We start from the raw sequence: 24,088 nt of genomic DNA, 5'->3' as shown, positions 1-24,088 counted from the left end.
TCGCTTCCAGGTGTCCTCTCAACAACCTTTAAGCGAAAGGTTGTTGACAACTGTTGAATGTGCGAGGGGGTGCTCCGATGAGCACCCCCCCGGGGCCCTTTCGGCGCGTGTCTCAGAGGTGCGGCGGGGTCATGGTGAAGCGGGCGTTCACCTGGGCGTAGACGGTCTGACGCTGGGGTTCGAGGTCGAGCGGCGGAGGACCGGAGTCCTCGGTGGTGCTGAAGGCCATGGTGCGCATGCCGGCACCCCCCGGAGCCTGTGCGAAGGGGGCTGCGTTCTCGGCTCCGAGGTCGGCGAGTTCGACGAGGGCGGCGAGGCGGGCGCCGAGGGCTTCGGCGTACTCCCGGGCGCGCTGGACGGCTTCGAGCACGGCCTGGCGGCGGGCTTCGCCGTGGGCCGGTGAGGTGGGGCGCAGGGCCCACCAGGGGCCGTCGACCTGAGTGAGCTCCAGGTCGGCGAGGCGGGTGGTGAGTTCGCCGAGGTCGGCGAAGTCCCCGATCTCGGCGGTGATGTGGACGCGCCCGTGGTAAGCGCGGACGCGTTCGGCGCGGCCGTGGCGGGTGAGTTCGGGGGTGATGGAGAGGGCGCCGGTTTCGAGCTTCTCGACGCTGTCGCCGTAGCTCTTGACGAGGTCGAGGACGGCGCCGTTGCGCCGGGTCAGGTCTTCCAGGGCGGTGCGGCGGTCGGTGCCGCGGGCGCTGACGGTGATGCCGATGCGGGCGATCTCGGGGTCGACTTCGAGGCGGGCCTCGCCGCGGACGGCGACGCGGGGTACTTCGGGGGTGCCGTAGGGCTGGTGCGATGCGTCCTGGGTCATGGATTCACTCTCGCACTGTCGCCCGTTCGGGTGTGGTCACCGGATCGAAACCTGACGGGGGTGTCGCGGCCTGTTTCCGGTGGGCCAGAATCTACGCGCGTTGTCCAGGCCTCATAAGGGAGATGACATGGCGTTCGACCGCAGGACTTTCATAGGGACCACGGCCGCGACGGGGGCGGCCGCGGCCCTGGCGGGGGCCACGAGCACCCCGGCCGCTGCCGCCGCCGCGCAGCCGGACGCGAGGAGGCCGGGGCCGCGGACGTACGCGTTCACCGTGATGGGGACCACCGACCTGCACGGGAACGTCTTCAACTGGGACTACTTCACGGACAGGGAGTTCGACGACAAGGCGCACAACGACGTCGGCCTGGCGAAGATCTCGACCCTGGTGAACGAGGTGCGGGCGGAGAAGGGGCGGTGCAACACGCTGCTCATCGACGCGGGTGACACGATCCAGGGCACACAGCTGTCGTACTACTACGCGAAGGTCGATCCGATCACGGCGCGGCGCGGTCCGGTGCACCCGATGGCGCAGGCGATGAACGCGATCGGCTACGACGCGGCGGCGCTGGGGAACCACGAGTTCAACTACGGCATTCCGGTGTTGCGCAGGTTCGAGGAGCAGTGCGACTTCCCGCTGCTGGGGGCGAACGCGCTCGACGCGAAGACGCTGAAGCCGGCCTTCGCGCCGTACAGCATGCACCGGCTGCGCACTCCTCACGGGCGGGACGTGAAGGTGGCCGTGCTGGGGCTGACGAACCCGGGCATCGCGTTGTGGGACAAGGCGAACGTACAGGGCAAGATGACGTTCCCGGGGCTGGAGGAGCAGGCGGCGAAGTACGTGCCGCGGCTGCGCTCGATGGGGGCGGACGTGGTGATCGTGTCGGCGCACTCGGGGTCGAGCGGTACCTCGTCGTACGGTGACCAGCTGCCGTACGTCGAGAACGCGGCGGCGCTCGTGGCGCAGCAGGTTCCGGGGATCGACGCGATCCTGGTGGGGCACGCGCACACGGAGATCCCCGAGTACCGGGTGAAGAACGAGGCCACCGGCAAGGACGTGGTGCTGTCGGAGCCGTTGAAGTGGGGCCAGCGGCTGACGCTGTTCGACTTCGAGCTGGTGTGGGAGAAGGGCCGCTGGTCAGTGGTGAGGGTCGCGGCGAAGGTGCTGAACTCGAACACGGTCGCCGAGGACACGAAGATCACGCGGCTGCTGTCGGACGAGCACCGCAAGGTCGTGGCGTACGTGAACCAGGTGATCGGCACCTCGACCCAGGCCATGTCGTCGGCGGAGGGTCCGGTCAAGGACGTGGCGATCATCGACCTGATCAACCACGTGCAGGCGGAGACGGTGACGTCGGCCCTGGCGGGTTCGCAGTGGGCGGCGCTGCCGGTGCTGTCGCAGGCATCGTGCTTCTCGCGGACGGCGGCCATCCCGGCCGGGCAGGTGACCATCAGGGACGCGGCCGGCCTGTACCCGTTCGAGAACACGATGGAGGCGCGGCTGCTGACGGGGGCGCAGCTGAAGGACTACCTGGAGTACTCGGCACGGTACTTCGTGCGGACGGCGCCGGGTGAGGCGGTGGATCCGGCGAAGCTGACGAACGCCGAGGGCATTCCGGACTACAACTACGACGCCGTGTACGGGCTGGCGTACGACATCGACATCGCGCAGCCGGCGGGCTCGCGGATCTCGGGGCTGTCCTTCCAGGGGAAGGCGGTGGATCCGGCGGCGCAGTTCGTGCTGGCGGTCAACAACTACCGGGCTTCGGGCGGCGGCAACTTCCCGCACGTGCCGCAGGCCAAGCAGCTGTGGTCGAACTCGGACGAGATCCGCAACACGATCATCCAGTGGGTGAAGGCGAAGGGGACGATCGACCCGGCGCAGTTCGCTTCGGTGGACTGGCGGCTGACCCGGGCGGGCGTGCCGGTGTTCTAGGGGGTGGCGCGACGGTGGCCCGTCCGCCCGGAGGGCGGGCCCCGCGGTGTCCGGTGCGTGGGTGCGATCCCAGGGCGGAGGGCCGTCCTCGTGCCGGGCGTGCTCGGACGGTCCCGTGCCGCGGCGGGCGTGCGGAACGGGCCGGTGTCCGCGGCGGCGGTCACCGGCCCCGCGCGTTCCCGGACCGGCCGTTCGGGGCCCGGGACCGGCGGATCCGCGGATCCGGCGGACCGGCGGATCCGGCGGACACCCCCTACGGGTGGTCGACGAGCGGGAGGAGTTCGCCCGCGGGGCGGGGGCGGGTGTGTTCGCGCTGTTCGAGGCCGAAGGTGGTGAACGCGGTGCGCGGGGGCTGGGGGTAGGGCTCCTTGCCGGTCAAGGTGTTGAGGATGGCCGCGCTGCGCCAGGCCGCGAGGCCGAGGTCGGGGGCGCCGACGCCGTGGGTGTGGCGTTCGCCGTTCTGGACGAAGATGCTGCCGGTGACAGAGGGGTCGAGGACCATCCGGTAGCGGTCGTCGATGCGGGGGCGGCCGGAGGAGTCCTTGCGCAGGTAGGGGTCGAGGCCCGCGAGGAGCCGGGTGAGGGGGCGTTCGCGGTAGCCGGTGGCGAGGACGACGGCGTCGGTGGTGAGGCGGGAGCGGGCGCCCTGTTCGGTGTGTTCGAGATGGAGTTCGACCTTGGTGGTGGCGACGCGCCCGGCGGTACGGACGGTGACGGCGGGGGTGAGGACCACGTCGGGCCAGCCGCCGTGGAGGGTGCGCCGGTAGAGCTCCTCGTGGATGGCGGCGATGGTGGCCGTGTCGATGCCCTTGTGGAGCTGCCACTGGGCGGGGACGAGGTGGTCGCGCACCGGTTCGGGGAGGGAGTGGAAGTAGCGGGTGTAGTCGGGGGTGAAGTGTTCGAGGCCGAGTTTCGAGTACTCCATGGGGGCGAAGGAGGGAGTGCGGGCGAGCCAGGTCAGGCGTTCGCGGCCGATGGGGCGGGCGCGGAGCAGGTCGAGGAAGACCTCGGCGCCGGACTGGCCCGATCCGATGACGGTGACGTGTTCGGCGCCGAGGATGCGGCGGCGGTTGTCGAGGTAGTCGGCGGAGTGGACGACCGGGACGGTGGGGGCGTCGACGAGGGGGCGCAGGGGGTCGGGGACGTGAGGGGCGGTGCCGATGCCGAGGACGAGGTTTCGGGTGTGGGTGCGGCCGAGGGCTTCGGCTTCGCCGGCGGGGCCGAGCTGGGTGAAGTCGACTTCGAAGACGTCGCGTTCGGGGTTCCAGCGGACGGCGTCGACCTGGTGGCCGAAGTGGAGGCCGGGGACGCGGCCGGCGACCCAGCGGCAGTAGGCGTCGTACTCGGCGCGGTGGATGTGGAACTGCTCGGCGAAGTAGAAGGGGTAGAGCCGTTCCCGGTGCCGGAGGTAGCTGAGGAAGCTCCAGGGGCTGGTGGGATCGGCCAGGGTGACGAGGTCGGCGAGGAAGGGGACTTGGAGGGTGGTGCCGTCGATGAGGAGCCCGGGGTGCCAGCGGAAGTCGCGGCGCTGCTCGTAGAAGGCGGTGGCGAGTTCGCCCACTCCCTGTCGGGTGAGGCCGTGGGCGAGGGCGGCGAGGGACAGGTTGGACGGTCCGATGCCGATTCCGACGAGGTCGTGGGGTGCATCGAGCTGGGCGGTCATCGGTGGGTGCTGCCTTCCAGGAGGGCGATGAGGGTGTCCAGGTCTCCCGCCGTGGTGTGCGGGTTGAGCAGGGTGGCTTTGAGCCACAGGCGGCCGTCGGCGTGGGTGCGGCCGAGGACGGCGCGGCCTTGGTGGAGGAGGGCGCGGCGCAGGGTGGCGAGCTCGCCGTCGGTGGCGTGGGTGGGCCGGAACAGGACGGTGCTGATGGTGGGCGGGGCATGGAGTTCGAAGCCGGGGTGGGCGTCGAGCCGCTGCGCGAGGTCGTGTGCGAGGTCGCAGGTACGGTCGATGAGGCGGGCGAGGCCGTCGCGGCCGAGTGAGCGCAGGGTGGCGGCGATCTTGATGGCGTCGGGGCGTCGGGTGGTGCGCAGGGAGCGGCCGAGGAGGTCGGGGAGGCCCGCTTCGGTGTCGTCGGTGGCGTTGAGGTAGTCGGCCTGGTGGGCCAGGGGGGCCAGCAGCGCGGTGTCGGGGACGGCCAGGAGTCCCGCGGCGACGGGTTGCCAGCCGAGTTTGTGCAGGTCGACGGTGAGCGAGTGGGCGCGGCCGAGGCCGGTGAGCCGGTCGCGGTGGCGGGGGCTGAGGGCGAGGAGACCTCCGTATGCGGCGTCGATGTGGAGGTCGGCGCCGTGGTGTTCGCAGAGGTCGGCGATGGCGGGGAGCGGGTCGATGAGGCCTGCGGCGGTGGTGCCGGCGGTGGCGGTGACGAGGGTGGGTGCGGGGGCGTCGGCGAGGGCGTCGGCGAGGCGGGCCGGGTCGAGGACGCCGGAGGGCGTGGGGATTTCGGTGGCCGGGGGCAGGCCGAGCAGCCAGGCGGCGCGGGGGACGGAGTGGTGGGCGTTGGCGCCGTGCAGGACGGTGAGGCGGGGGCCGTGGCGTTCGCGGGCGAGGAGCAGGGCGAGTTGGTTGGCCTCGGTGCCGCCGGTGGTGATGAGGGCGTCGGGGTGGGGGGTGTCGTAGAACTCGGCGGCGAGGGTGCGGGTGAGGAGGGCTTCGATCGCGGAGGCCGCGGGGGCCTGGTCCCAGGAGTCGAGGGAGGGGTTGAGGGCGCTCGCGGCGAGGTCCGCGGCGGTGGCGACGGCCAGCGGCGGACAGTGCAGGTGGGCGGCGCAGAGCGGGTGGGCGGGATCCGCCGCACCGGCGGCGAGGGCGTGGACGAGGGTGCGGAGGGCTTCGTGGTCGCCGGTGCCGTGGGCGGGCAGTACGGATCCCAGCGTGCTGCGGACGTGGACGGTGACGGCGTCGGGGCCGCCGGCGGGGAGCGGGCCTCGGCGTTCGGCCGCTCCGCTGCGGAGGGCGTCGAGGACGGTGTCGAGGAGGGGGCGCAGGGCCTGGGGGCCGGCGGCTCCGCCGGCGAGCGCGGTGCCGTACGGCGCCGGAACGGGGTCTTCCGGCCGGCCGGAATGCCGGGTGCCGTGCGGCGCTGTCAACGGAACCTCCGGGGGCTGGCCTGGGTGCGGCAGGGGCACCCGACCGGTACAACGATCAGACCCGAATGGGGTAACCGCCGGGGTTTGTCCGAATCAGGCGGGGCCCTGCCGGCGGACGGGCCGATGCCGGGAGGGGGTGGTGCTGGAGGGTGGGGTGCTGGGGGCGGTGGGGTGCTGTCCGGGACTGCATGGTGTAGGGCGCCCTGGGCCGAGTTGCCCGTACGGGCTCCTGCTGCGCCAACCCATCACATTCTACGTCCCGGACCGCACCCCACCCGCTCCCGTCCCCGGACGCGCGACCCCGCCGGGGTCGGGAGCGGGGGGGCGGGTCGTGCGGACCCGCCCCCGTTCTGCCGGGCCGCCCGCAGGCCTAGCGGCGGACGCGGAGGGCGCGGGACAGGTCGTCCAGCTGGTCCACGAGCTTGCGGCGCAGGAGGGGGATCACGTCGGGGTCGGCGAGGCAGTCCTGGCCGGCCGCGAGGTTGGCCTCGTCGACGGCGTGCGCCGGGAAGGCGTAGCGGCCCGCGGCCTCGCCGATGGCGGGCCCGCGGCGGGCGCCGAGGGCGACGGCCTCGGAGTAGTAGCGGGGCACGTACTGCGCGACGAGGTCGGCCTGTTCGGGCTGCCAGAAGCCCTGGGCGGTGGCGCTGAAGAGGTAGTTGGAGAGGCTGTCGTCATGGAAGAGGCGGTCCCAGGCGGCTTGCTTGGCCTCGGCGGTGGGCAGGGCGGCGCGGCAGCGGGCGGCGCCTTCCTCGCCGGTGGCGCTGGGGTCGGCGGCGACGGCGGCGTCGATCTCGCTCTCGCCGACGGCGCCGAGGACGGCGAGCCGGGTGAGGATGCGCCAGCGCAGTTCGGGGTCGAGGGCGGGGCCTCCGGGCACCGTGTCGTCGGCGAGCCAGGCGGCGATGGTGTCGGGCTGGGCGGCACTGTCCACGAGGGTGCGTACGGCGGTGAGCCGCATGCCGGGTTCGGAGCCGTCCTCGGTGCGGCGGAGCAGGTCACGGGCGATGGTGCTGAGGGTGGCCAGCGCCTCGCGCCGGTCCTCGGGGGCGACGTAGCGGTCGGCGATCTGGGTACGGGCGAAGGCGAGGACGCCCTGGACGATGGCGAGGTCGTGCTCCTCGGGCAGGTGCGCGCCCGCCGCGGCCAGGAAGTCCTGCGGGGCGAGTTCGCCGTCGCGGACCATGTCCCGCAGGCAGTTCCAGACCACGGCGCGGGTGAGGGCCTCGGGGATGCCGGAGAGGCCGCGCAGAACCGTTTCGAGGGAGGTCTCGTCGAGGCGGACCTTGGTGTAGGTGAGGTCGGCGTCGTTGAGGAGGAGCAGTGCGGGGCGGGTGCCCCCGGCCGAGATGATCTCGTCGGAAGGGACGTCGAGGTCGAGCAGTTCGCGCAGTTCGAGGATGCGGCCGTCGGCGGGGTCGCGGTCGTAGACACCGACGGCGATGTGGTGGGGGCGGCTGCCGTCGCGGTCCACCGTGAGGGTCCAGCCGTTGGTGCCTTCGGGGTCCTCGATGCGCGGGGTGAGGGTGTCGATGCCGGTGGTGCGCAGCCAGGCGTCGGCCCAGGCGCGTACGTCGCGTTCGGTGTGGGCGGCGAGGGAGTCGATGAAGTCGGCGAGGGAGGCGTTGGCGAACTTGTGGCGGGCGAAGTGGGTGTTGATGCCGGCCAGGAAGTCCTTCTCACCGAGCCAGGCGACGAGCTGGCGCAAGGCGGAGGCGCCCTTGGCGTAGGAGATGCCGTCGAAGTTGAGGAGGGCGGAGGCGGTGTCGGGGACGTCGTCGGGGGCGGGGGCGACGGGGTGGGTGGAGGGGCGCTGGTCGGCGTCGTAGCCCCAGGGCTTGCGCGTGACGCCGAAGTCGGTCCAGGTGTCGGTGAAGCGGGTGGCTTCGGTGAGGGTCTGGTAGCCCATGTACTCGGCGAAGGACTCGTTGAGCCAGATGTCGTCGAACCAGGCCAGGGTGACGAGGTCGCCGAACCACATGTGGGCCATCTCGTGGGCGATGACCATGGCCCGGGACTGGCGTTCGGTGTCGGTGACGGCGGAGCGGTAGATGAACTCGTCGCGGAAGGTGACGAGTCCGGGGTTCTCCATGGCGCCGGCGTTGAACTCGGGGACGAAGGCCTGGTCGTAGGAGTCGAAGGGGTAGGGCTCGGTGAACTTGGCCTGGTAGCGGTCGAAGCAGTCCTTCGTGATGGAGAGGATCTCGTCGGCGTCGGCGTCCATGTGCGGTGCGAGCGACTGCCGGCAGTGGATGCCGAACGGCAGTCCGGCGTGCTGGGTGGTCACGCTGTGCCAAGGGCCGGCGGCGACGGCGGCGAGGTAGGTGGAGATGACGGGTGTGGGCGCGGACTGCCAGACGCCGGCCGCGGGCCGCTCGCCGGTGGCGGGACGGTCGGCGAGGCGGGTGGTGATGCCGTTGGCGAGGACGGTCCAACCTGCGGGAGCGGTGACGGTGAACTCGAAGACCGCCTTGAGGTCGGGCTGGTCGAAGGCCGGGAAGACCCTCTGGACGTCGTCGAGGAACATCTGGCTGTAGACGTACGTCTGTCCGTCCGCGGGGTCGGTGAAGCGGTGCAGGCCCTCGCCGGTGCGGGAGTAGCGCATGCGGGTGTCGAGGTGCAGCTCGTGGGGGCCCTCGGTGAGGCCGGTGAGCGGCAGCCGGTTGTCGTCGAGGGCGGCGGGGTCGAGGGGTTCGCCGTCGAGGGCCGCCGAGAGCAGCGCGTCCGGTTTCAGCTCCACGAAGGTGTCGCCGGCGGTGCGGGCGGTGAATCGGATGATGGTGGTGGAGTCGAAGGTCTCGTCGCCGCCGGTGAGGTCGAGGGCGACGGCGTAGTGGTGGACGTCGAGGAGCTGGGCTCGGAGCTGCGCTTCGTTGCGCGTGAGTGCGGACATGGGGCCCATGCTGCCCCAGGGGGCGGCCGGACCCCGAGTGGCTATTCCTCGCCGGCGGCGATCGTCTCGTGGTGGCGGATGACCTCGGCGATGATGAAGTTGAGGAGCTTCTCGGCGAAGGCGGGGTCGAGCTTGGCGTTCTCGGCGAGCTGGCGGAGCCGGGCGATCTGGCTGGCCTCGCGGCCGGGGTCGGCGGGAGGCAGCTGGTGGCGGGCCTTGAGGTGGCCGACCTGCTGGGTGCACTTGAAGCGTTCGGCGAGCATGTGGACCACGGCCGCGTCGATGTTGTCGATGCTGTCCCGCAGGCGGGCGAGTTCGGCGGTGACGCTCTCGTCGATGCCGTCGGCGGTGCCGTCGCGGCGGTCGCCCGTGCCGTTGTCGAGGTCGCTGGTGTTCATGGTCCCCGAGAATACGTGGCGCGGGGCCGCAGGTCGCGGGGGTAGTCGGCCTGTGAGACGGCGGCCGGGGCGGCGTCGGGCAGGGGCCGGGCCGCAGGCGCCGGACGGCGGTGACGGCTCAAGGCTCGGGACGGCCCGCGCGGTGGCCGCAGGGTGCTGGCGGGTGCGGCGGGACGGTCTCCGGCAGCCGCTGCCCGAACGGCTTCAACCGCGACGGCCCGGCACGCGTCTTCGAGGGCGAGACCGGGCGCTCCGCGGTGGAGCGCCGCGTGACGTACGCGTGGAGGGCGGAGGCGGCGACGATGACGATGCGTGGCCGGCCGCTGCCGGACGGGCGGCACCGGGTGACGCGGCGGCCGTCCCGCTCCGGCCCGCGGTCGCCGGACAGCGGGGCGCCGGACAGCGGGGCGCCGGGCCGATGCTGCGACCGCCGCCAGGGCGGCCCTCCCGTCGTCGGCGGCGCGGGCTCCGGTGTCCGGCCGGCTCGGCTCACGAGGGCGGTCCGGCCGACGGCTGCGGCCGTCCGCCGGTCGTCCGCGACGACCGCGACGGCCGGTGTGCGCCGCCCGGAAGGAGGTGCGCCCCGTCCTCCCGACCGGTTCGCACCGGGCCGGAAGGACGGGGCGATGCGGGGCCCGTGGGGGCTACAGGGTCGCCGCGGCGCTCTTGATCTGGGCGGCGAAGGTGGAGACCTCGGTGTAGACGCCCGGGTAGTCGGGACGGGCGCAGCCTATGCCCCAGCTGACGATGCCGACCTGGATCCAGGCTCCGGCGTCGTCGCGGCGGAACATGGGGCCGCCGGAGTCGCCCTGGCAGGTGTCGACGCCGCCCTGGCCGAGGTAGCCGGCGCAGATCTCCTCACCGGGGACGAGGTCCCGGTAGGCGGCGCTGCAGGCGGCGTCGGAGACGAAGGGCACGGTTGCCTTCATGAGGTAGCGCTGCTGGCCGCCGCCCTCGCGGGTGGCGCCCCAGCCGGCGACGGTGAAGGTGCCGTTGTCGTAGGCCTTGGTCTCGGCGATCTTGAGGGTGGGCAGGTTGACCGGCTTGGCGAGCTTGATCAGGGCCCAGTCCTTGCCGGTTCCGTTGTAGCCGGGGGCGCGCAGGACCTTGGTGGACTTGACCTTGATGGCGCTGGAGCTCTTGAGGTCGACGACTCCGGCGGTGGCGGTGATGGAGGTGTTGTTGCCGGAACCGCTCACGCAGTGGGCGGCGGTGAGGACGATCTGCTGGGTGTAGAGGGCGCCGCCGCAGCCCATGGAGAGGCGCACCATGAAGGGGAACTCGCCCTGGGCGGCTCGGGTGCCGCCCACGACGGGTACCGGGCCGGCGCTGGCGGTGCCGGGCTGGAGGCTGACGGCCGCGAGGGCCACGGCCCCGACGGCGAGGGTGCGCTTCATGAATCGCACAAGGCTGGACACAGTCAACACACTGCCTTTCGTGGGGGGTTGGGCCGTGCGTGTCATCGGGGAATGACGAGTCCATGACACATCAGAAAAGCGGCGGCCAACAAGAACGTAGTTTCGGCCAACCGCCCCCGGGGCGGCAGGGATTGCGGTAAAGGAGGGCCCGATGGAGAAGAACGGCGGTCCGGGCGGGATCATCGAGCACGGTTTTCCGCACCTGGCGACCGTGCGCGCTTCGATCACCGCGCTCTACCGGCACCTGTCGGCCGACGGGATCCGCGCCTACGCCACCAGCTTCTCCCCCGCCGACGCGGCCTTCGACGCCTCCGAGGACCTGCACCTGGGGGCACAGCGGATCGCCTCGGCGATGGTGCGCGCGCTGCGGCTGCCCGACGCCCGCACGGTGATCGCCTTCCGACCGATGGAGGATGCGGCCACCGTGGAACTGACCGCGGGCCCGGAGTACTTCATCGAGGTCAACGACCGCTTCCGCACTCACCGGCGGGACCTGGCGGCCGCCCTGTCGCACGAGGTCGCCCACGTGCTGCTGCACCGGCTGGCACTCGCCTTCCCCGATCCGGCGGAGAACGAGATCCTCACCGACACCGCCGCCGCCTACCTGGGGGCGGGCTGGCTGCTCCTGGACGCCTACCGCGAGGACGCGCTCACCCACCAGCGGTTCGGCTACCTGACGCCGGAGGAGTTCGGCTACGTGCTCGCCAAGCGCGCAGCGCTGCTGGGCGAAGACCCGTCCCCGTGGTTCACCAGCCCCCAGGCGTACGAGGCCTACGTGCGCGGGAGCGCGCTGGCGGCCCGGGACCACCGCCGGGCACCGCTCGCCGCCGCGGGCCCGCTGGCGCGGCGGCGGTACGCGATGGCACGGCGCACCGGGGCCGCCCCGGCCGGCGGGTCGGCGTACCGCTTCGAGCGCGAGGGGTCCGGCCCCGGACTGCGCGTCAGCTTCCCGTGCCCGGTGTGCGCCCAGCGGGTGCGAGTGCCGGTGCGCGGGCGGCTGCGGGCGCGGTGCGGCCTGTGCCGCACGGTGCTGGAGTGCGACACGTAGTCCCGACGGCCCCCGGGGGCCGGTCCGGGCGGACCTGGCTTGATCATTCACCGATCGGTCGCGAAAAGTTTCCTACCGGCCAGTAGACACGGATGCGGTTCTCGCCAACTCTGGTCACGTCCATGTCAATTCGTGACCGAGGAGCACCCCACATGCCCCTGTCCCGCCGCATTCGAACGCCCCGTACCGCCGCCGCCGGCCTCGCCGCGGCGGCCGCCGTCCTGACGCTCGTTCCGGCCACGGCGGCCGAGGCGGCCCCCGCCGCCGCACCCGCACCCGTCTCCGCATCGGTGAACGCCTCCGCGCCGGGCGGGAACGCGGTGCTCCTCGGCATCGACTACACCGCCTGGCAGCGGGAGGTGGCCGCCATCGTCGACGCGGCCCGGCCGGGCATCGAGCAGCGCATCGCGAACGCGCCCGCCGGGGAAAAGCCGGCCCTCGTCCTCGACATCGACAACACCTCGCTGGAGACGGACTTCCACTGGTTCTGGACCTTCCCGACGCCGGCGATCACCAAGGTCCGTGCACTCACCCAGTACGCCCACGCGCACGGCGTGGCCGTCTTCTTCGTCACGGCCCGCCCCGGCATCATCCACTCCCTCACCGAGTACAACCTCAAGGCCGTCGGCTACCCCGTGTCGGGGCTCTACGTCCGCGACCTGCCCGACCTCTTCGAGGAGGTCAGCACCTACAAGACGGCCAAGCGCGCGGAGATCGAGGCGCGCGGCTACACGATCATCGCCAACATCGGCAACAGCCCCACCGACCTCGTCGGCGGCCACGCCGAGCGCACCGTCAAGCTGCCGGACTACGGCGGCAAGCTCTCCTGACGCGCGGACGGAACCGCCCGGTTCCCCCGCACGCGGTCCGCGCGCCCGGATCCGCGCGCGGACCCCCGTGCGGCCCCCGTGCGGACCCCGTGCGGACCCCGTGCGGACCCCGCGCGGACCCCGCGCACAACATGATGGTCCGACGGCGGTTCAGCCGGTGGGCCCAGCGGGTAGTCATACCTCAACGCACCAACGAAGACTCGGGCCCGACCCCTCGCCAGGGGGCCGGGCCCGCTTCCGTTCCCGGCCTCCGCCGCAGGCGGGTCCCCGCCGGGCCGCCCGCGTCGCAGGCGAGGCGAGGCGAGGCGAGGTGAGGCGACCGAGCCTCCCCTCCAGGCGGAGACGGACTCGGCCCTGGAGATGCTGGGCCTGGAGAAGCCGTCCGCGGACATGGCCAGGGCGGTGTCCGCGCGGTAGCGCCGGCCGCCCGGCGGGCAGGGCGGGCAGGGCGGGCAGGCCCTACCCTCGGCCGGAGCCGTACGCCGGGAGCGGGGGCCGGGCCTGCGCGAGGAGCTTCAGGGCGGTCTCGCCCGCCTCCGCGGGAGTGCGCCGGGCTCCGCGGTCGGCAGCGGGGCCCGGCCGCCAGCCCTCCATGACCGTGATCCGTCCGCCCTCGGTCTCGAAGACCCGACCGGTCACCCCGGCCGATGCGTCCGCGCCCAGCCAGACCACGAGCGGTGACACGTTCTCGGGGGCCATCGCGTCGAAGCCGCCGTCCTCGGGGGCGGCCATGGTCTGTGCGAAGGTCCGCTGGGTCATGCGCGTCCGGGCGGCCGGGGCGATCGCGTTGACCTGGATCCCGTACCGGCCCATCTCGGCGGCGGCGACCAGGGTCAGGCCGAGGACGCCCGCCTTGGCGGCGCTGTAGTTGCCCTGGCCGACGGAGCCCAGCAGCCCGGCCCCGGAGGAGGTGTTGACCACCCGGGCCGCCACCGGGCGGCCGGCTTTCGCCTCCGCCCGCCACCACCCGGCGGCGGCCCGCAGCGGCAGGAAGTGGCCCTTCAGGTGGACCCGTACGACCGCGTCCCAGTCGTCCTCGTCCAGGTTCACCAGCATCCGGTCCCGCAGGAAACCGGCGTTGTTGACGAGCGTGTCCAGGCTCCCGAAGGCGTCGAGGGCTGCCTCCACGAGGGAGTCCGCGCCCTGCCGCGTCGCGATGTCCCCGCCGTGCGCGACGGCTTCGCCGCCGAGCTCCTCGATCTCGCGGACCACTTGGGCCGCCGGGCTGTGCGGCCCGGGAAGCCCGTCCAGGCCCACGCCGAGGTCGTTGACGACGACTTTCGCCCCTTCCGCGGCGAAGGCCAGCGCATGGGCCCGGCCCAGCCCCCGCCCCGCACCCGTCACGATCACGACCCGGCCCTCGCACAGTCCCGCCATCTCAGCTCTCCTTGTTGACAGTTGCCGCATCCAGGAACGCCGGGCGCTCCCCGCCGCCGTGCACCAGCAGGCTCGCTCCGCTCACGTACCGCGCCCGGTCGGAGGCGAGGAAGACCGCCGCGTCGCCCACGTCGGCCGGTTCGGCGAGCCGCCCCAGCGGGACGGTCGCGCCGACGGCTTCGATCCCGGCCTCGTCCCCGTAGTGCAGGTGCGCGCGTTCGGTCCGCACCATGCCGAGGACCAGGCAGTTCACCCGTATCTCGGGCGCCCACTCGACGGCCATGGACCGGGCGAGGTTCTCCAGGCCCGCCTTGGCCGCCCCGTACGCCGCCGTGCCCGGTGAGGGGCGGGTCCCGCTGACGCTGCCGATCATCACCACCGAGCCCCGGGCCCGCCCGAGCCAGGGGCGTGCCGCCAGCGAGGCCGTCATGGGGGCGAGGAGGTTGAGCTCGACGACCCGTGCGTGGCGCTCGGCGTCGCCCTCCCCGAGGAGCCGGTAGGGGGTCCCGCCCGCGTTGTTGACCAGGCAGTCCAGGCGCCCGTAGCGGCGGGCGACCGTGGCGAAGAAGTCCCGTACGGCGGCCGGGTCGCGCAGGTCGAGCGCGGCGAAGGACGCCTCGCGGCCGTCCGCCGCCACCGGTTCACCGGGGGGACGCCGGGCGCAGACGACCACCTGCGCGCCGGCCGCGAGGAACGACCGGGCGATGCCGGCGCCGACGCCCCTGGTGCCGCCGGTGACGACGACAACCCTCCCGTCGAGCTCCATGGGCTGCTACCTTCCCTGCCTAACAAATGTTTGGTGGAAAGGTAGCTGATCCTCTCATGGGTGTCTCCACCTCCGGACCGGACAAGGGCGTCGCACTGGTCACGGTCGACTTCCCACCCGTCAACGCACTGCCCGTACGGGGCTGGTACGACCTGGCCGACGCCCTGCGGGCGGCGGGCCGCGACCCCAAGGTCCGCTGCGTGGTCCTCGCCGCCGAAGGCCGCGGCTTCAACGCGGGCGTCGACATCAAGGAGTTGCAGCGCGCCACCGGCCACGCGGCCCTGATCGGCGCCAACCGCGGCTGCTACGAGGCGTTCGCCGCCGTCTACGAGTGCGAGGTGCCGGTCGTCGCGGCCGTGCACGGCTTCTGCCTGGGGGGCGGGATCGGCCTGGTCGGCAACGCCGACGCGATCATCGCCTCCGACGACGCCGTCTTCGGTCTGCCCGAGCTCGACCGGGGCGCGCTCGGCGCCGCCACCCACCTGGCCCGGCTGGTCCCCCAGCACCTGATGCGCGCCCTCTACTACACCTCGCGCACCGCCACCGCCGAGGAACTGCGCGCCCACGGCTCGGTCTGGAAGGTGGTCCCGCCCGGGGCGCTGCGCGGCGCCGCCCTGGAACTGGCCGCCGAGATCGCGAGGAAGGACGGCTGCCTGATCCGGCTGGCGAAGGCGGCCATCAACGGCATCGACCCCGTGGACGTGCGCCGCAGCTACCGCTTCGAACAGGGCTTCACCTTCGAGGCCAACCTCAGCGGGGTGGCCGACCGGGTCCGCGACACCTTCGGGAAGGAAGAGCGCGCATGAGCGACAAGTCCATGACCGTCGAAGAGGTGGTCGGGCAGCTGCGCAGCGGAATGACCCTCGGGATCGGCGGCTGGGGGTCCCGGCGCAAGCCCATGGCCCTGGTCAGAGCTCTGCTCCGGTCCGAGATCACCGATCTGACCGTGGTCGCCTACGGTGGCCCCGACGTCGGCCTGCTGGCGGCCGCGGGCCGGATCCGCCGGCTCGTCGCCCCCTTCGCCACCCTCGACTCCATCGCCCTGGAGCCGCATTTCCGGGCCGCCCGCGAGCGGGCCGCCTTCGTGCTCACCGAGTACGACGAGGCCATGTTCATGTGGGGCCTGCACGCCGCGGCCAACCGGCTGCCCTTCCTGCCGGTCCGCGCGGGGCTCGGCTCCGACGTGATGCGGGTCAACCCGGAACTGCGCACGGTGACCTCGCCCTACGCCGACGGCGAGGAGCTCGTCGCCGTCCCCGCCCTGCGCATGGACGCCGCCCTGGTCCACCTCAACCGGGCCGACCGCCTCGGCAACGCACAGTACCTGGGCCCGGATCCGTACTTCGACGACCTGTTCTGCGAGGCCGCCGAAGCCGCCTACGTCTCCTGCGAGCAGCTCGTGGAGACCGCCGAGCTCGCCAAGGCCGGGCCGGCACAGTCCCTCCTCGTCAGCCGGCACTCCGTCACCGGGGTGGTCGAGGCCCCCAACGGTGCGCACTTCACCTCCTGCGCCCCCGACTACGGACGCGACGAGGCCTTCCAGAAGCTCTACGCAAGCACCCCCTGGACCGAGTTCTCGGCCCGCTTCCTGTCCGGGGCGACCGAGCACGACTACCGGTCGGCCGTCCGGACCTGGCACGAGGAGCAGCAGTGACCACGACGACCGTCACCCGCGCCGAGTACTGCGTGATCGCGTGTGCCGAGGCCTGGCGGGGTGACGGCGAGGTGCTCGCCAGCCCGATGGGCTTGATCCCCTCCTTCGGGGCCCGGCTGGCGAAGCGGACCTTCTCCCCCGACCTGCTGCTGACGGACGGCGAGGCCATGCTCGTCGGGCTCGACGGCACGCCCGAGGGCTGGCTCCCGTACCGGCGCCACCTGACCCTGGTCACCGGCGGCCGGCGGCACGTGATGATGGGCGCGAGCCAGATCGACCGGTTCGGCAACCAGAACATCTCCTGCATCGGCGACTGGGAGCGGCCGTCCCGCCAGCTGCTCGGGGTACGCGGCGCACCCGTGAACACCCTGAACAATCCGGTGAGTTACTGGATCCCCAAGCACTCCACTCGGGTTTTCGTCGAGCGCGTCGACATGGTCAGCGGGGTCGGCCACGACCGGGCCGTCGAGGCCGGGGTGACCCGGTTCCACCGGCTGCCCCGGGTGGTCAGCGACCTGGGCGTCTTCGACTTCACCGGCCCCGGCCGCACGATGCGGCTGGCCTCCCTGCACCCCGGGGTCACCGTCGAGCAGGTCCGGGCCGCGACCGGCTTCGAGCTGGCGCTGCCCGAGGAGGTCCCGTACACCCGGGAGCCGGCCGGGGACGAGCTGCGGCTGATCCGCGAGGTGATCGATCCGAAGGGTCTGCGCGACCGGGAAGTGCGGGGCTGATCCGGTGGAAACGGCGTTCACGAAGCTGGTCGGGGTGGAGCACCCCATCGTGCAGACGGGCATGGGCTGGGTTGCGGGCCCCCGGCTGGTGTCGGCCGCGGCGGGCGCCGGCGCCCTGGGCATCCTCGCCTCGGCCACGATGACCACGGAGCAGTTGCGGTCGGCGATCCGCGAGGTCAGGTCCCGCCTACCGGAGGGAACCCCCTTCGGCGTCAATCTGCGCGCGGACGCCGGGGACGCACCCGAGCGCGTCCGGCTGATCGTCGACGAGGGGGTGCGGGTCGCCTCGTTCGCGCTCGCGCCCTCCAAGGAGCTGATCGGGCGGCTGAAGGACGCCGGGGTGGTCGTCATCCCCTCGATCGGGGCCCGGAGGCATGCCGAGAAGGTGGCCGCCTGGGGCGCCGACGCGGTGATCGTGCAGGGCGGCGAGGGCGGCGGGCACACCGGGGACGTGGCCACGACGGTGCTGCTGCCGCAGGTCGTGGACGCCGTGGACATCCCGGTGGTCGCGGCGGGCGGCTTTGCCGACGGCCGCGGTCTGGTCGCCGCCCTGGCCTACGGGGCGGCGGGCATCGCGATGGGCACGCGGTTCCTGCTGACCTCGGACTCGACCGTCCCGGACGCGGTGAAGGCCGAGTACCTGACGGCGACCGTCAGGGACGTCACCGTGACCCGGGCCGTCGACGGGCTCCCGCACCGCATGCTCCGCACGGAGCTGGTCGACTCCCTGGAACGGGCGGGCCGTGCCCGGGCGCTGGTGCGGGCGGTCCGGCACGCGGCGGCCCTGCGGGAGCAGTCCGGTCTGAGCTGGCCGCAGATGGTCCGCGACGGCCTGGCGATGAAGCACGGCAAGGACCTGTCCTGGAGCCAGGTGCTGCTCGCCGCGAACACTCCGATGCTCCTCAAGGCGTCCATGGTCGAGGGCCGAACGGACCTCGGGGTCATGGCATCGGGCCAGGTCGCGGGGGTGATCGACGATCTCCCGTCCTGTGCGGAGCTCGTCACGCGCCTCATGGCCGAGGCCCATTCCGTGCTGGACCGTCTGCACGGCCCGCACGAACCGCACGAACCGCACGAACCGCACGAACCGCACCCGCTCGACGCCCTGCCACCACCAGGGTGATCCCCCTTCTCCGTCACAGGAGTCGCCTCCATGAGCCGTGTCAGAATCCGCAGAGCGGCCGCAGCAGCCGTCGCCGCCCTCACCCTCGCCGCCCTGCCGTCCGCCGCGTATGCGGCGGCGGCGCCCGCAGCCGCGTCCGGTGCCCGGCACCACCAGCGGGCCGAGACGTACTCCCGGATCACCCTCCAGGGCGCCGTCAACGTCCGCGACCTCGGCGGCCACCGCACCTGGACCGGCGGCCAGGTCCGCCACGGGCTCGTCTACCGCTCCGACGCACTGGGCAAGCTGACCGACGCCGACGTCACCACCGTCTCCGGTCTCGGCCTCACGAAGGTCATCGACTTCCGGATCCCCATGGAGGTCCAGTACGACGGCGCCGACCGGCTGCCCGCCGGACTCTCCGCCACCGCCCGCCCGGTCAGCGACCTCGGTCTCTACGGGACGCTCGTCGGGGCCATCGGCAGCGGGGACCCGGTCATCCAGGAGCAGATGCTCGGCGGCGGCCGCGCCGAGGCCTACATGCGCGCCATCTACCGCACGTTCGTGACGGACGCCGGGAACCGGGCGCAGTTCGCCGCAACGCTGCGGGAGCTCGCGGACGGCCGGCAGGGCCCGGTCCTGTACCACTGCACGTCCGGCAAGGACCGGACGGGCTGGATGAGTTACGTGCTGCTGCGCGCCCTCGCCGTCCCCGAGGACACCGCCGAGCGCGACTACCTGGCCTCGAACACCTTCCGCGCCGCCTACGACGCATCAGTGCGGGCGGGCCTCAAGCAGTCGGGCCTCATGCAGAACCCGGATCTGCTGATCCCACTCCAGGAGGTCCGCCAGGACTACCTGGACTCGGCGACGGCGCAGATGGAGGCCGACTACGGCAGCTTCTACGGCTACCTGACGCAGGGCCTCGGCCTGGACCTGCGGACGCTGGCGCAGCTGCAGAGCAGGCTGGTCCGGTAGCGGACGCGCCGACGGGCAGTGCGCGGAGCACTGCCCGTCGGTGCAGGGAGCGGGGAGGGGATCAGCCGGTGCGGCGGCGGCCCTGGCCGCCGGTGCCGACCCGACTGCGCGCGGAGGCCGCCGCGGCTCCGGCTCCGGCGCCGGAGCCGCCGGCCGAGCCGCCCTGGCCGCCGCGACGGCCCTGGCCCGAGCCGGACGCGGCCGGGGCCTGCCCGGACCCGCCGCCGGAGCGGCGGCCCCGGCCCGCGGCCGCCGGGGCGCCGCCGGTAGCGGTGCCGGTGCGGGGGCCGCCCGAGCGGCGGCGCGAGCCGGAACCGGAGCCGGAGCCGGAGCCGCTGCGCGCCTTCGGCGCGGGCTGCTGCGGCACCTCCAGCACCACCGGGATGCCCGAGGGCTCCTTGGCGCCGGTCAGCCGGGCCAGCTCCTCGTCGGAGGACTTGATCTGCGCGGTGCGCGGGGTGATCCCGGCGTCCGACATGAGCCGGGTCATGTCCCGCTTCTGGTCGGGCAGCACCAGGGTGACCACGCTGCCGGACTCGCCGGCGCGCGCGGTGCGGCCGCCGCGGTGCAGGTAGTCCTTGTGGTCGGTGGGCGGGTCCACGTTGACGACCAGGTCGAGGTCGTCGATGTGGATGCCGCGGGCCGCCACGTTGGTGGCGATCAGCGCGGTGACCTCGCCCGTCTTGAACCAGTCCAGGGTGCGGTTGCGCTGCGGCTGCGAGCGGCCGCCGTGCAGGCCGGAGGCGCGCACACCGTCCGCCAGGAGCTTCTTGACCATGCGGTCCACGCCGCGCTTGGTGTCCACGAACATGATCACCCGGCCGTCGCGAGCGGCTATGCGCGTCGCCACGGCCTTCTTGTCGGTCTCGTCCATGACGTACAGGACGTGGTGCTCCATGGTGGTGACCGCACCGGCCGAGGGGTCGACGGAGTGGCCGACCGGGTCGCTCAGGAACATCTTGACCAGCTTGTCGATGTTCTTGTCGAGGGTCGCCGAGAAGAGCATGGTCTGGCCCTCGGGCCGGACCTGCTTGAGCAGCGCGGTGACCTGCGGCATGAAGCCCATGTCGGTCATCTGGTCGGCCTCGTCGAGGACCGTGATCGACACCTGCGACAGGTCCGCGTCGCCGCGGTCGATGAGGTCCTTCAGGCGGCCGGGGGTGGCGACGAGCACCTCGGCGCCGCGGCGCAGGGCGCCCGCCTGCCGGTTGATCGACATGCCGCCGACGACGGTGGCGATGCGCAGGTTGACGGCCGTGGCGTACGGAGCCAGGGAGTCGGTCACCTGCTGCGCGAGCTCGCGGGTCGGTACGAGGACCATCGCGAGCGGCGCCCTCGGCTCCGCGCGGCGGCCGGCGGTACGGGCCAGCAGCGCCAGGCCGAAGGCGAGGGTCTTGCCGGAGCCGGTGCGACCGCGGCCGAGCAGGTCACGGCCGGCGAGGGAGTTCGGGAGGGTCGCCGCCTGGATGGGGAACGGCTCGGTGACGCCCTGGGCCGCGAGGGTCTTCAGCAGCGCCTCGGGCATGTCCATGTCCTCGAACGCGGCGACCGGCGGCAGTGCCGGGACGGTCGGCTCGGGCATGGTGAATTCCTGGGGCCGGGGTGCGGGCGGGGCGGACTTCTGCCGTCCCGCACCAGTCTTCGGACGCCCCTGGGCCGCTCCTCGTCCCCGGGCGGGGCGGCGGCTGGGACGTGCGGAGCTGGAGCTGGTCATGCGAGAAAGCCCTCCTGAAACCGGCAGGTGAAACACAGGTCGAGACAGCAGACAAGCCGGGGCCCGCACCTCGCGGTGCGGACCCCGGCATGCTGAAGGAATTAGGCGGGGATGATGTTCTCCGCCTGGGGGCCCTTCTGGCCCTGCGTCACGTCGAAGGACACGCGCTGGCCCTCGGTGAGCTCACGGAAGCCCTGGGTGGCGATGTTCGAGTAGTGGGCGAAGACGTCCGGGCCGCCGCCGTCCTGCTCGATGAAGCCGAAGCCCTTTTCCGAGTTGAACCACTTCACGGTGCCAAGTGCCATGTTGAATCTCCTGAATAGGCGGCAAGGGCCCCATCCGGAGATTCCGGGAAAAACAATAAAAGCGCCTGAGGAACATTCCCGTCAGGCGCACATAGAGTTTATGGGTACCACAACTGCAACGCCGCTTAAGTTAGCACATGTACGCCCCGGTGTGCGGACCGGCCGGTGTGACCTGTGCCCCCGCGCTGTCGGCGGGGGCGGTGGACCGCCGACCGGCTACAGCCGTTCGATGATCGTCACGTTGGCCTGGCCGCCGCCCTCGCACATGGTCTGGAGGCCGAACCGGCCGCCGGTGCGCTCCAGTTCGTGCAGGAGGGTGGTCATCAGCCTGACCCCGGTCGCGCCCAGCGGGTGGCCCAGGGCGATGGCCCCCCCGTTGACGTTGACGCGCTCCGGATCGGCCCCGGTCTCCTTCAGCCAGGCCAGCACCACCGGGGCGAACGCCTCGTTGATCTCGACCAGGTCGATGTCGGCCAGCGACATGCCGGTCTTCTTCAGCGCGTACGCCGTCGCCGGGATGGGCGCGGAGAGCATGCGGACGGGGTCCTCGCCGCGCACCGAGAGGTGGTGGATGCGGGCACGCGGCCGCAGGCCGTGTTCGTGCAGCGCCCGCCCGGAGGCGATCAGCAGGGCGGCGGCGCCGTCGGAGACCTGGGAGGAGACCGCGGCGGTGATGGTCCCGCCCTCGACGACGGGCTTGAGGGCGGCCATCTTCTCCAGGGTGGTGTCCCTGCGCGGCCCCTCGTCCGCGGCCACGTCCCCGTAGGGTGCGATCTCGCGTTCGAAGCGCCCCTCGTCGACGGCCCGCACGGCCCGCCGGTGGGAGCGGAGCGCGTACTCCTCCATGTCGGAGCGCGAGATGCCCCACTTCCGCGCGATCAGCTGCGCGCCGTGGAACTGGTTGACCGGGGCGTCGCCGTACCGGGCGCGCCAGCCTTCCGAGCCGGCGTAGGGGCCTTCCGTGAGGCCGAGGGGTTCGGCGGCCTGCCGGGAGGCGAAGGCTATCGGGATCATCGACATGTTCTGGGTGCCGCCGGCGACCACGAGGTCCTGGGTGCCGGAGAGCACGCCCTGAGCGGCGAAGTGCACCGCCTGCTGGGAGGAGCCGCACTGGCGGTCGACGGTGACCCCGGGCACCTCCTCGGGCAGGCCGGCGGCGAGCCACGCGGTGCGTGCGATGTCCCCGGCCTGCGGGCCGACCGTGTCGAGGCAGCCGAAGACCACGTCCTCCACGGCGGCCGGGTCCACCCCGGACCGTCCGACGAGCTCCCTGAGGACGTGCGCGCCGAGGTCGGCCGGGTGGACGGCGGACAGGCCCCCGCCGCGCCGCCCGACGGGGGTGCGTACGGCGTCGACTATGTAGGCCTCGGGCATCGGGACTCCTCAGACGGTCGGACCGGTCAGGTGGGGCGCAGGGCGATCCCGTCCAGGACCATCGACAGGTACTGGCGGGCGATCTCTTCGGGGCTGTGCTGTCCGCCCGGCCGGTACCAGGACGCCGCCACCCACACCGTGTCGCGCACGAAGCGGTAGGTGAGGCGGATGTCGAGGTCGGCCCGGAAGACCTGGGCGGCGACTCCTCGTTCCAGCGTCCCCAGCCAGGCCTTCTCGAACTTCTGCTGTGAGTCGGACAGGTAGTGGAACCGGGGCTGGGCGGAGAGGGTGCGGGCTTCCTTCTGGTAGATCGCGACGGCGGCGCGGTGCCGGTCGATCTCGCGGAAGGACTCGGTGACGAGGGCCTCGATGGTCTCCCTGGGGCCGAGTCCGGCGGCGAGGACGGCGTCGTACCCGTCCCACAGCTCGGTCAGGAAGGCGGAGAGGATCTCGTCGAGCATCGATTCCTTGGAATCGAAGTGGTAGTAGAGGCTGCCGGCGAGCATCCCGGCGGCGTCGGCGATCTTGCGGACGGTGGTGGCGTCGTAGCCCTGTGCGGCGAAGACCTCGGCGGCGGTGTCGAGGAGTTCGCGGCGCCGCTCGGGCGAGGGCGTCACCTGCTGCTTCTTCCTGGCCGCCGGCCTGGCTCGCGGCGTGGCTCGGGGCGTGGCTTCCGGCTGGTTCGTTGGCACGCGTCCATTGTCGGGCCAGGTCGTGTCCGGCGGATCCGGGCGGGCCCGCGGCGTCCGGCGCCGGGTCGCGCCGCGCCGCCCCCGGTCGCCGATCCCCCGCGGGGGCTCCCCCGTCCGTGCCGCGGCCCGCGGCGGCGGAGGCCGCGAGCCGGTACGTCCCGATCCACCGGACCCGGCCTAGGCGCGCTGGCTGCTGACGGAGACGGTTTCGCCCGTCATGTACGACGCGTAGCCGCTGGCCAGGAACACGATGACGTTGGCGACCTCCCAGGGCTCGGCGTGGCGGCCGAAGGCCTCGCGGGCGGTGAGTTCGGCCAGGAGTTCCCCGCTGGTGACCTTCACCAGGTGCGGGTGCATGGCCAGGCTCGGGGCGACCGCGTTGACGCGTACACCGAACTCCGCGGCCTCCAGGGCCGCGCAGCGGGTGAGCGCCATGACCCCGGCCTTGGCCGCGGCGTAGTGGGCCTGGCCCGTCTGGGCGCGCCAGCCGACGACGGAGGCGTTGTTGACGACGACTCCGCCCGTGCCGGTGGCCCTGAAGGAGCGCAGGGCGGCCCGGGTGCAGCGGAAGGTGCCGTTCAGGGTGACGTCGAGGACGCGGTTCCACTGCTCGTCGGTCATGTCGGCGAGGGCCGCGGTGCCGCCGAGCCCGGCGTTGTTGACGACGATGTCGAGGCGGCCGTGGGCCTGTTCGGCGTGGGCGAACAGGGCTCGGACCTGGTCCTCGTCGGTGACGTCGCAGGGCAGGGAGGTGATGCGGCCGGCACCGAACTCGGCCATGAGCGCGTCCTCGGTCTCCTTGAGCCGGCGGACGTGGGCGTCTCCGATGACGATGCGGGCGCCCTCCTCCAGGAAGCGGCGGGCGGTGGCCCCGCCGATGCCGGCACCGGCGGCGGCGGTGATGACGGCGGTGCGGCCGTGCAGCAAGTGGTGGCCGGCGGTGTACCGGGGCTCGTTCATACGAA

Annotated in this window: 21 protein-coding genes; 8 read left to right on the top strand and 13 right to left on the bottom strand. The window is 72.8% G+C overall.

Annotated features, from left to right (window positions below):
* Positions 1-112: 112 nt before the first annotated feature.
* Positions 113-817 (bottom strand): SIMPL domain-containing protein, encoded by a 705-nt coding sequence (locus AW27_RS25570; protein WP_037926703.1) that lies wholly within the window; start codon positions 815-817, stop codon positions 113-115.
* A gap of 127 nt (positions 818-944) precedes the next feature.
* On the opposite strand from AW27_RS25570, the gene AW27_RS25565 reads away from it, so the two are divergent.
* Positions 945-2,753 carry a bifunctional metallophosphatase/5'-nucleotidase gene (locus AW27_RS25565; protein WP_037926706.1) on the top strand — a complete coding sequence of 603 codons (1,809 nt, stop codon included), beginning with the start codon at positions 945-947 and terminating at the stop codon, positions 2,751-2,753.
* 253 nt (positions 2,754-3,006) lie between these two features.
* On the opposite strand, the gene AW27_RS25560 is transcribed toward AW27_RS25565, so the two are convergent.
* From AW27_RS25560 to AW27_RS25540, 5 genes are all read right to left on the bottom strand, one after another.
* The gene (locus tag AW27_RS25560) at positions 3,007-4,416 is read right to left on the bottom strand and encodes a lysine N(6)-hydroxylase/L-ornithine N(5)-oxygenase family protein (protein ID WP_037926708.1); all 1,410 of its coding nucleotides are present in this window, start codon (positions 4,414-4,416) and stop codon (positions 3,007-3,009) included.
* On the bottom strand, positions 4,413-5,741 hold the full coding sequence (locus tag AW27_RS25555; protein WP_052031225.1) for a pyridoxal phosphate-dependent decarboxylase family protein: 1,329 nt from the start codon (positions 5,739-5,741) through the stop codon (positions 4,413-4,415). The genes AW27_RS25560 and AW27_RS25555 overlap by 4 nt, the downstream gene beginning before the upstream one ends.
* Positions 5,742-6,213: 472 nt before the next feature.
* Positions 6,214-8,745, bottom strand: a complete 2,532-nt coding sequence (gene pepN, locus AW27_RS25550; protein WP_172671386.1) for an aminopeptidase N — start codon at positions 8,743-8,745, stop codon at positions 6,214-6,216.
* Between the two features lie 32 nt (positions 8,746-8,777).
* Positions 8,778-9,134 carry a chorismate mutase gene (locus tag AW27_RS25545; protein WP_052031193.1) on the bottom strand — a complete coding sequence of 119 codons (357 nt, stop codon included), beginning with the start codon at positions 9,132-9,134 and terminating at the stop codon, positions 8,778-8,780.
* Between the two features lie 644 nt (positions 9,135-9,778).
* Complete coding sequence (locus AW27_RS25540) at positions 9,779-10,531, bottom strand: S1 family peptidase (protein ID WP_236647798.1); 753 nt, start codon at positions 10,529-10,531, stop codon at positions 9,779-9,781.
* Between the two features lie 172 nt (positions 10,532-10,703).
* Here AW27_RS25540 and AW27_RS25535 point away from each other — a divergent pair, with 172 nt between their 5' ends.
* Positions 10,704-11,600 (top strand): hypothetical protein, encoded by an 897-nt coding sequence (locus AW27_RS25535; protein ID WP_037926719.1) that lies wholly within the window; start codon positions 10,704-10,706, stop codon positions 11,598-11,600.
* Between the two features lie 152 nt (positions 11,601-11,752).
* A complete protein-coding gene (locus AW27_RS25530; RefSeq protein ID WP_037926721.1) occupies positions 11,753-12,430 on the top strand; it encodes an HAD family acid phosphatase in 678 nt (225 codons plus the stop codon).
* A 459-nt stretch (positions 12,431-12,889) separates the two neighbouring features.
* On the opposite strand, the gene AW27_RS25525 is transcribed toward AW27_RS25530, so the two are convergent.
* Together AW27_RS25525 and AW27_RS25520 are read right to left on the bottom strand one after the other, a co-directional pair.
* The gene (locus AW27_RS25525; protein WP_037926724.1) at positions 12,890-13,807 is read right to left on the bottom strand and encodes an SDR family oxidoreductase; all 918 of its coding nucleotides are present in this window, start codon (positions 13,805-13,807) and stop codon (positions 12,890-12,892) included.
* A 1-nt stretch (position 13,808) separates the two neighbouring features.
* Positions 13,809-14,573 (bottom strand): SDR family oxidoreductase, encoded by a 765-nt coding sequence (locus AW27_RS25520; RefSeq protein WP_037926727.1) that lies wholly within the window; start codon positions 14,571-14,573, stop codon positions 13,809-13,811.
* A gap of 56 nt (positions 14,574-14,629) precedes the next feature.
* On the opposite strand from AW27_RS25520, the gene AW27_RS25515 reads away from it, so the two are divergent.
* The 5 genes from AW27_RS25515 to AW27_RS25495 are packed head-to-tail and all read left to right on the top strand — an operon-like array spanning position 14,630 to position 19,038.
* Positions 14,630-15,379, top strand: a complete 750-nt coding sequence (locus AW27_RS25515; RefSeq protein ID WP_037926730.1) for an enoyl-CoA hydratase family protein — start codon at positions 14,630-14,632, stop codon at positions 15,377-15,379.
* Positions 15,376-16,227 carry a CoA transferase subunit A gene (locus AW27_RS25510; protein ID WP_037926733.1) on the top strand — a complete coding sequence of 284 codons (852 nt, stop codon included), beginning with the start codon at positions 15,376-15,378 and terminating at the stop codon, positions 16,225-16,227. The genes AW27_RS25515 and AW27_RS25510 overlap by 4 nt, the downstream gene beginning before the upstream one ends.
* A complete protein-coding gene (locus AW27_RS25505) occupies positions 16,224-16,958 on the top strand; it encodes a CoA-transferase subunit beta (RefSeq protein ID WP_037926736.1) in 735 nt (244 codons plus the stop codon). Before AW27_RS25510 ends, AW27_RS25505 begins: the two co-directional genes overlap by 4 nt.
* A 4-nt stretch (positions 16,959-16,962) precedes the next feature.
* Complete coding sequence (locus AW27_RS25500) at positions 16,963-18,081, top strand: NAD(P)H-dependent flavin oxidoreductase (RefSeq protein ID WP_037926739.1); 1,119 nt, start codon at positions 16,963-16,965, stop codon at positions 18,079-18,081.
* 30 nt (positions 18,082-18,111) lie between these two features.
* A complete protein-coding gene (locus AW27_RS25495) occupies positions 18,112-19,038 on the top strand; it encodes a tyrosine-protein phosphatase (protein WP_172671388.1) in 927 nt (308 codons plus the stop codon).
* 61 nt (positions 19,039-19,099) lie between these two features.
* On the opposite strand, the gene AW27_RS25490 is transcribed toward AW27_RS25495, so the two are convergent.
* The 5 genes from AW27_RS25490 to AW27_RS25470 form a co-directional block, all read right to left on the bottom strand.
* A complete protein-coding gene (locus tag AW27_RS25490; protein WP_304949910.1) occupies positions 19,100-20,752 on the bottom strand; it encodes a DEAD/DEAH box helicase in 1,653 nt (550 codons plus the stop codon).
* A gap of 101 nt (positions 20,753-20,853) precedes the next feature.
* Positions 20,854-21,057, bottom strand: coding sequence for a cold-shock protein (locus AW27_RS25485; RefSeq protein WP_030028954.1), 204 nt, complete (start codon positions 21,055-21,057; stop codon positions 20,854-20,856).
* A gap of 216 nt (positions 21,058-21,273) precedes the next feature.
* The gene (locus tag AW27_RS25480; RefSeq protein WP_037926741.1) at positions 21,274-22,431 is read right to left on the bottom strand and encodes an acetyl-CoA C-acetyltransferase; all 1,158 of its coding nucleotides are present in this window, start codon (positions 22,429-22,431) and stop codon (positions 21,274-21,276) included.
* A 26-nt stretch (positions 22,432-22,457) separates the two neighbouring features.
* Positions 22,458-23,048, bottom strand: coding sequence for a TetR/AcrR family transcriptional regulator (locus AW27_RS25475; RefSeq protein ID WP_037926744.1), 591 nt, complete (start codon positions 23,046-23,048; stop codon positions 22,458-22,460).
* 252 nt (positions 23,049-23,300) lie between these two features.
* The gene (locus AW27_RS25470; RefSeq protein ID WP_037926748.1) at positions 23,301-24,083 is read right to left on the bottom strand and encodes an SDR family oxidoreductase; all 783 of its coding nucleotides are present in this window, start codon (positions 24,081-24,083) and stop codon (positions 23,301-23,303) included.
* Between the last annotated feature and the right edge of the window lie 5 nt (positions 24,084-24,088).

Origin of the sequence: Streptomyces sp. PCS3-D2, from assembly GCF_000612545.2 — a bacterium.
Classification (GTDB): Bacteria; Actinomycetota; Actinomycetes; order Streptomycetales; family Streptomycetaceae; genus Streptomyces.
Note: the sequence above shows the minus strand (reverse complement) of the source record. Positions and strands in the feature narration are given on the sequence as shown.

What these genes read in the sequence shown, in the direction of transcription:
- AW27_RS25515 (WP_037926730.1), top strand. Translation starts at nt 14,630, where the DNA reads ATGGGTGTCTCCACCTCCGGACCGGACAAGGGCGTCGCACTGGTCACG.
- AW27_RS25545 (WP_052031193.1), bottom strand. Translation starts at nt 9,134, where the DNA reads ATGAACACCAGCGACCTCGACAACGGCACGGGCGACCGCCGCGACGGC.
- AW27_RS25485 (WP_030028954.1), bottom strand. Translation starts at nt 21,057, where the DNA reads ATGGCACTTGGCACCGTGAAGTGGTTCAACTCGGAAAAGGGCTTCGGC.
- pepN (WP_172671386.1), bottom strand. Translation starts at nt 8,745, where the DNA reads ATGGGCCCCATGTCCGCACTCACGCGCAACGAAGCGCAGCTCCGAGCC.
- AW27_RS25510 (WP_037926733.1), top strand. Translation starts at nt 15,376, where the DNA reads ATGAGCGACAAGTCCATGACCGTCGAAGAGGTGGTCGGGCAGCTGCGC.
- AW27_RS25480 (WP_037926741.1), bottom strand. Translation starts at nt 22,431, where the DNA reads ATGCCCGAGGCCTACATAGTCGACGCCGTACGCACCCCCGTCGGGCGG.
- AW27_RS25495 (WP_172671388.1), top strand. Translation starts at nt 18,112, where the DNA reads ATGAGCCGTGTCAGAATCCGCAGAGCGGCCGCAGCAGCCGTCGCCGCC.
- AW27_RS25540 (WP_236647798.1), bottom strand. Translation starts at nt 10,531, where the DNA reads ATGAAGCGCACCCTCGCCGTCGGGGCCGTGGCCCTCGCGGCCGTCAGC.
- AW27_RS25470 (WP_037926748.1), bottom strand. Translation starts at nt 24,083, where the DNA reads ATGAACGAGCCCCGGTACACCGCCGGCCACCACTTGCTGCACGGCCGC.
- AW27_RS25535 (WP_037926719.1), top strand. Translation starts at nt 10,704, where the DNA reads ATGGAGAAGAACGGCGGTCCGGGCGGGATCATCGAGCACGGTTTTCCG.
- AW27_RS25570 (WP_037926703.1), bottom strand. Translation starts at nt 817, where the DNA reads ATGACCCAGGACGCATCGCACCAGCCCTACGGCACCCCCGAAGTACCC.
- AW27_RS25565 (WP_037926706.1), top strand. Translation starts at nt 945, where the DNA reads ATGGCGTTCGACCGCAGGACTTTCATAGGGACCACGGCCGCGACGGGG.
- AW27_RS25560 (WP_037926708.1), bottom strand. Translation starts at nt 4,416, where the DNA reads ATGACCGCCCAGCTCGATGCACCCCACGACCTCGTCGGAATCGGCATC.
- AW27_RS25520 (WP_037926727.1), bottom strand. Translation starts at nt 14,573, where the DNA reads ATGGAGCTCGACGGGAGGGTTGTCGTCGTCACCGGCGGCACCAGGGGC.
- AW27_RS25525 (WP_037926724.1), bottom strand. Translation starts at nt 13,807, where the DNA reads ATGGCGGGACTGTGCGAGGGCCGGGTCGTGATCGTGACGGGTGCGGGG.
- AW27_RS25530 (WP_037926721.1), top strand. Translation starts at nt 11,753, where the DNA reads ATGCCCCTGTCCCGCCGCATTCGAACGCCCCGTACCGCCGCCGCCGGC.
- AW27_RS25490 (WP_304949910.1), bottom strand. Translation starts at nt 20,752, where the DNA reads ATGACCAGCTCCAGCTCCGCACGTCCCAGCCGCCGCCCCGCCCGGGGA.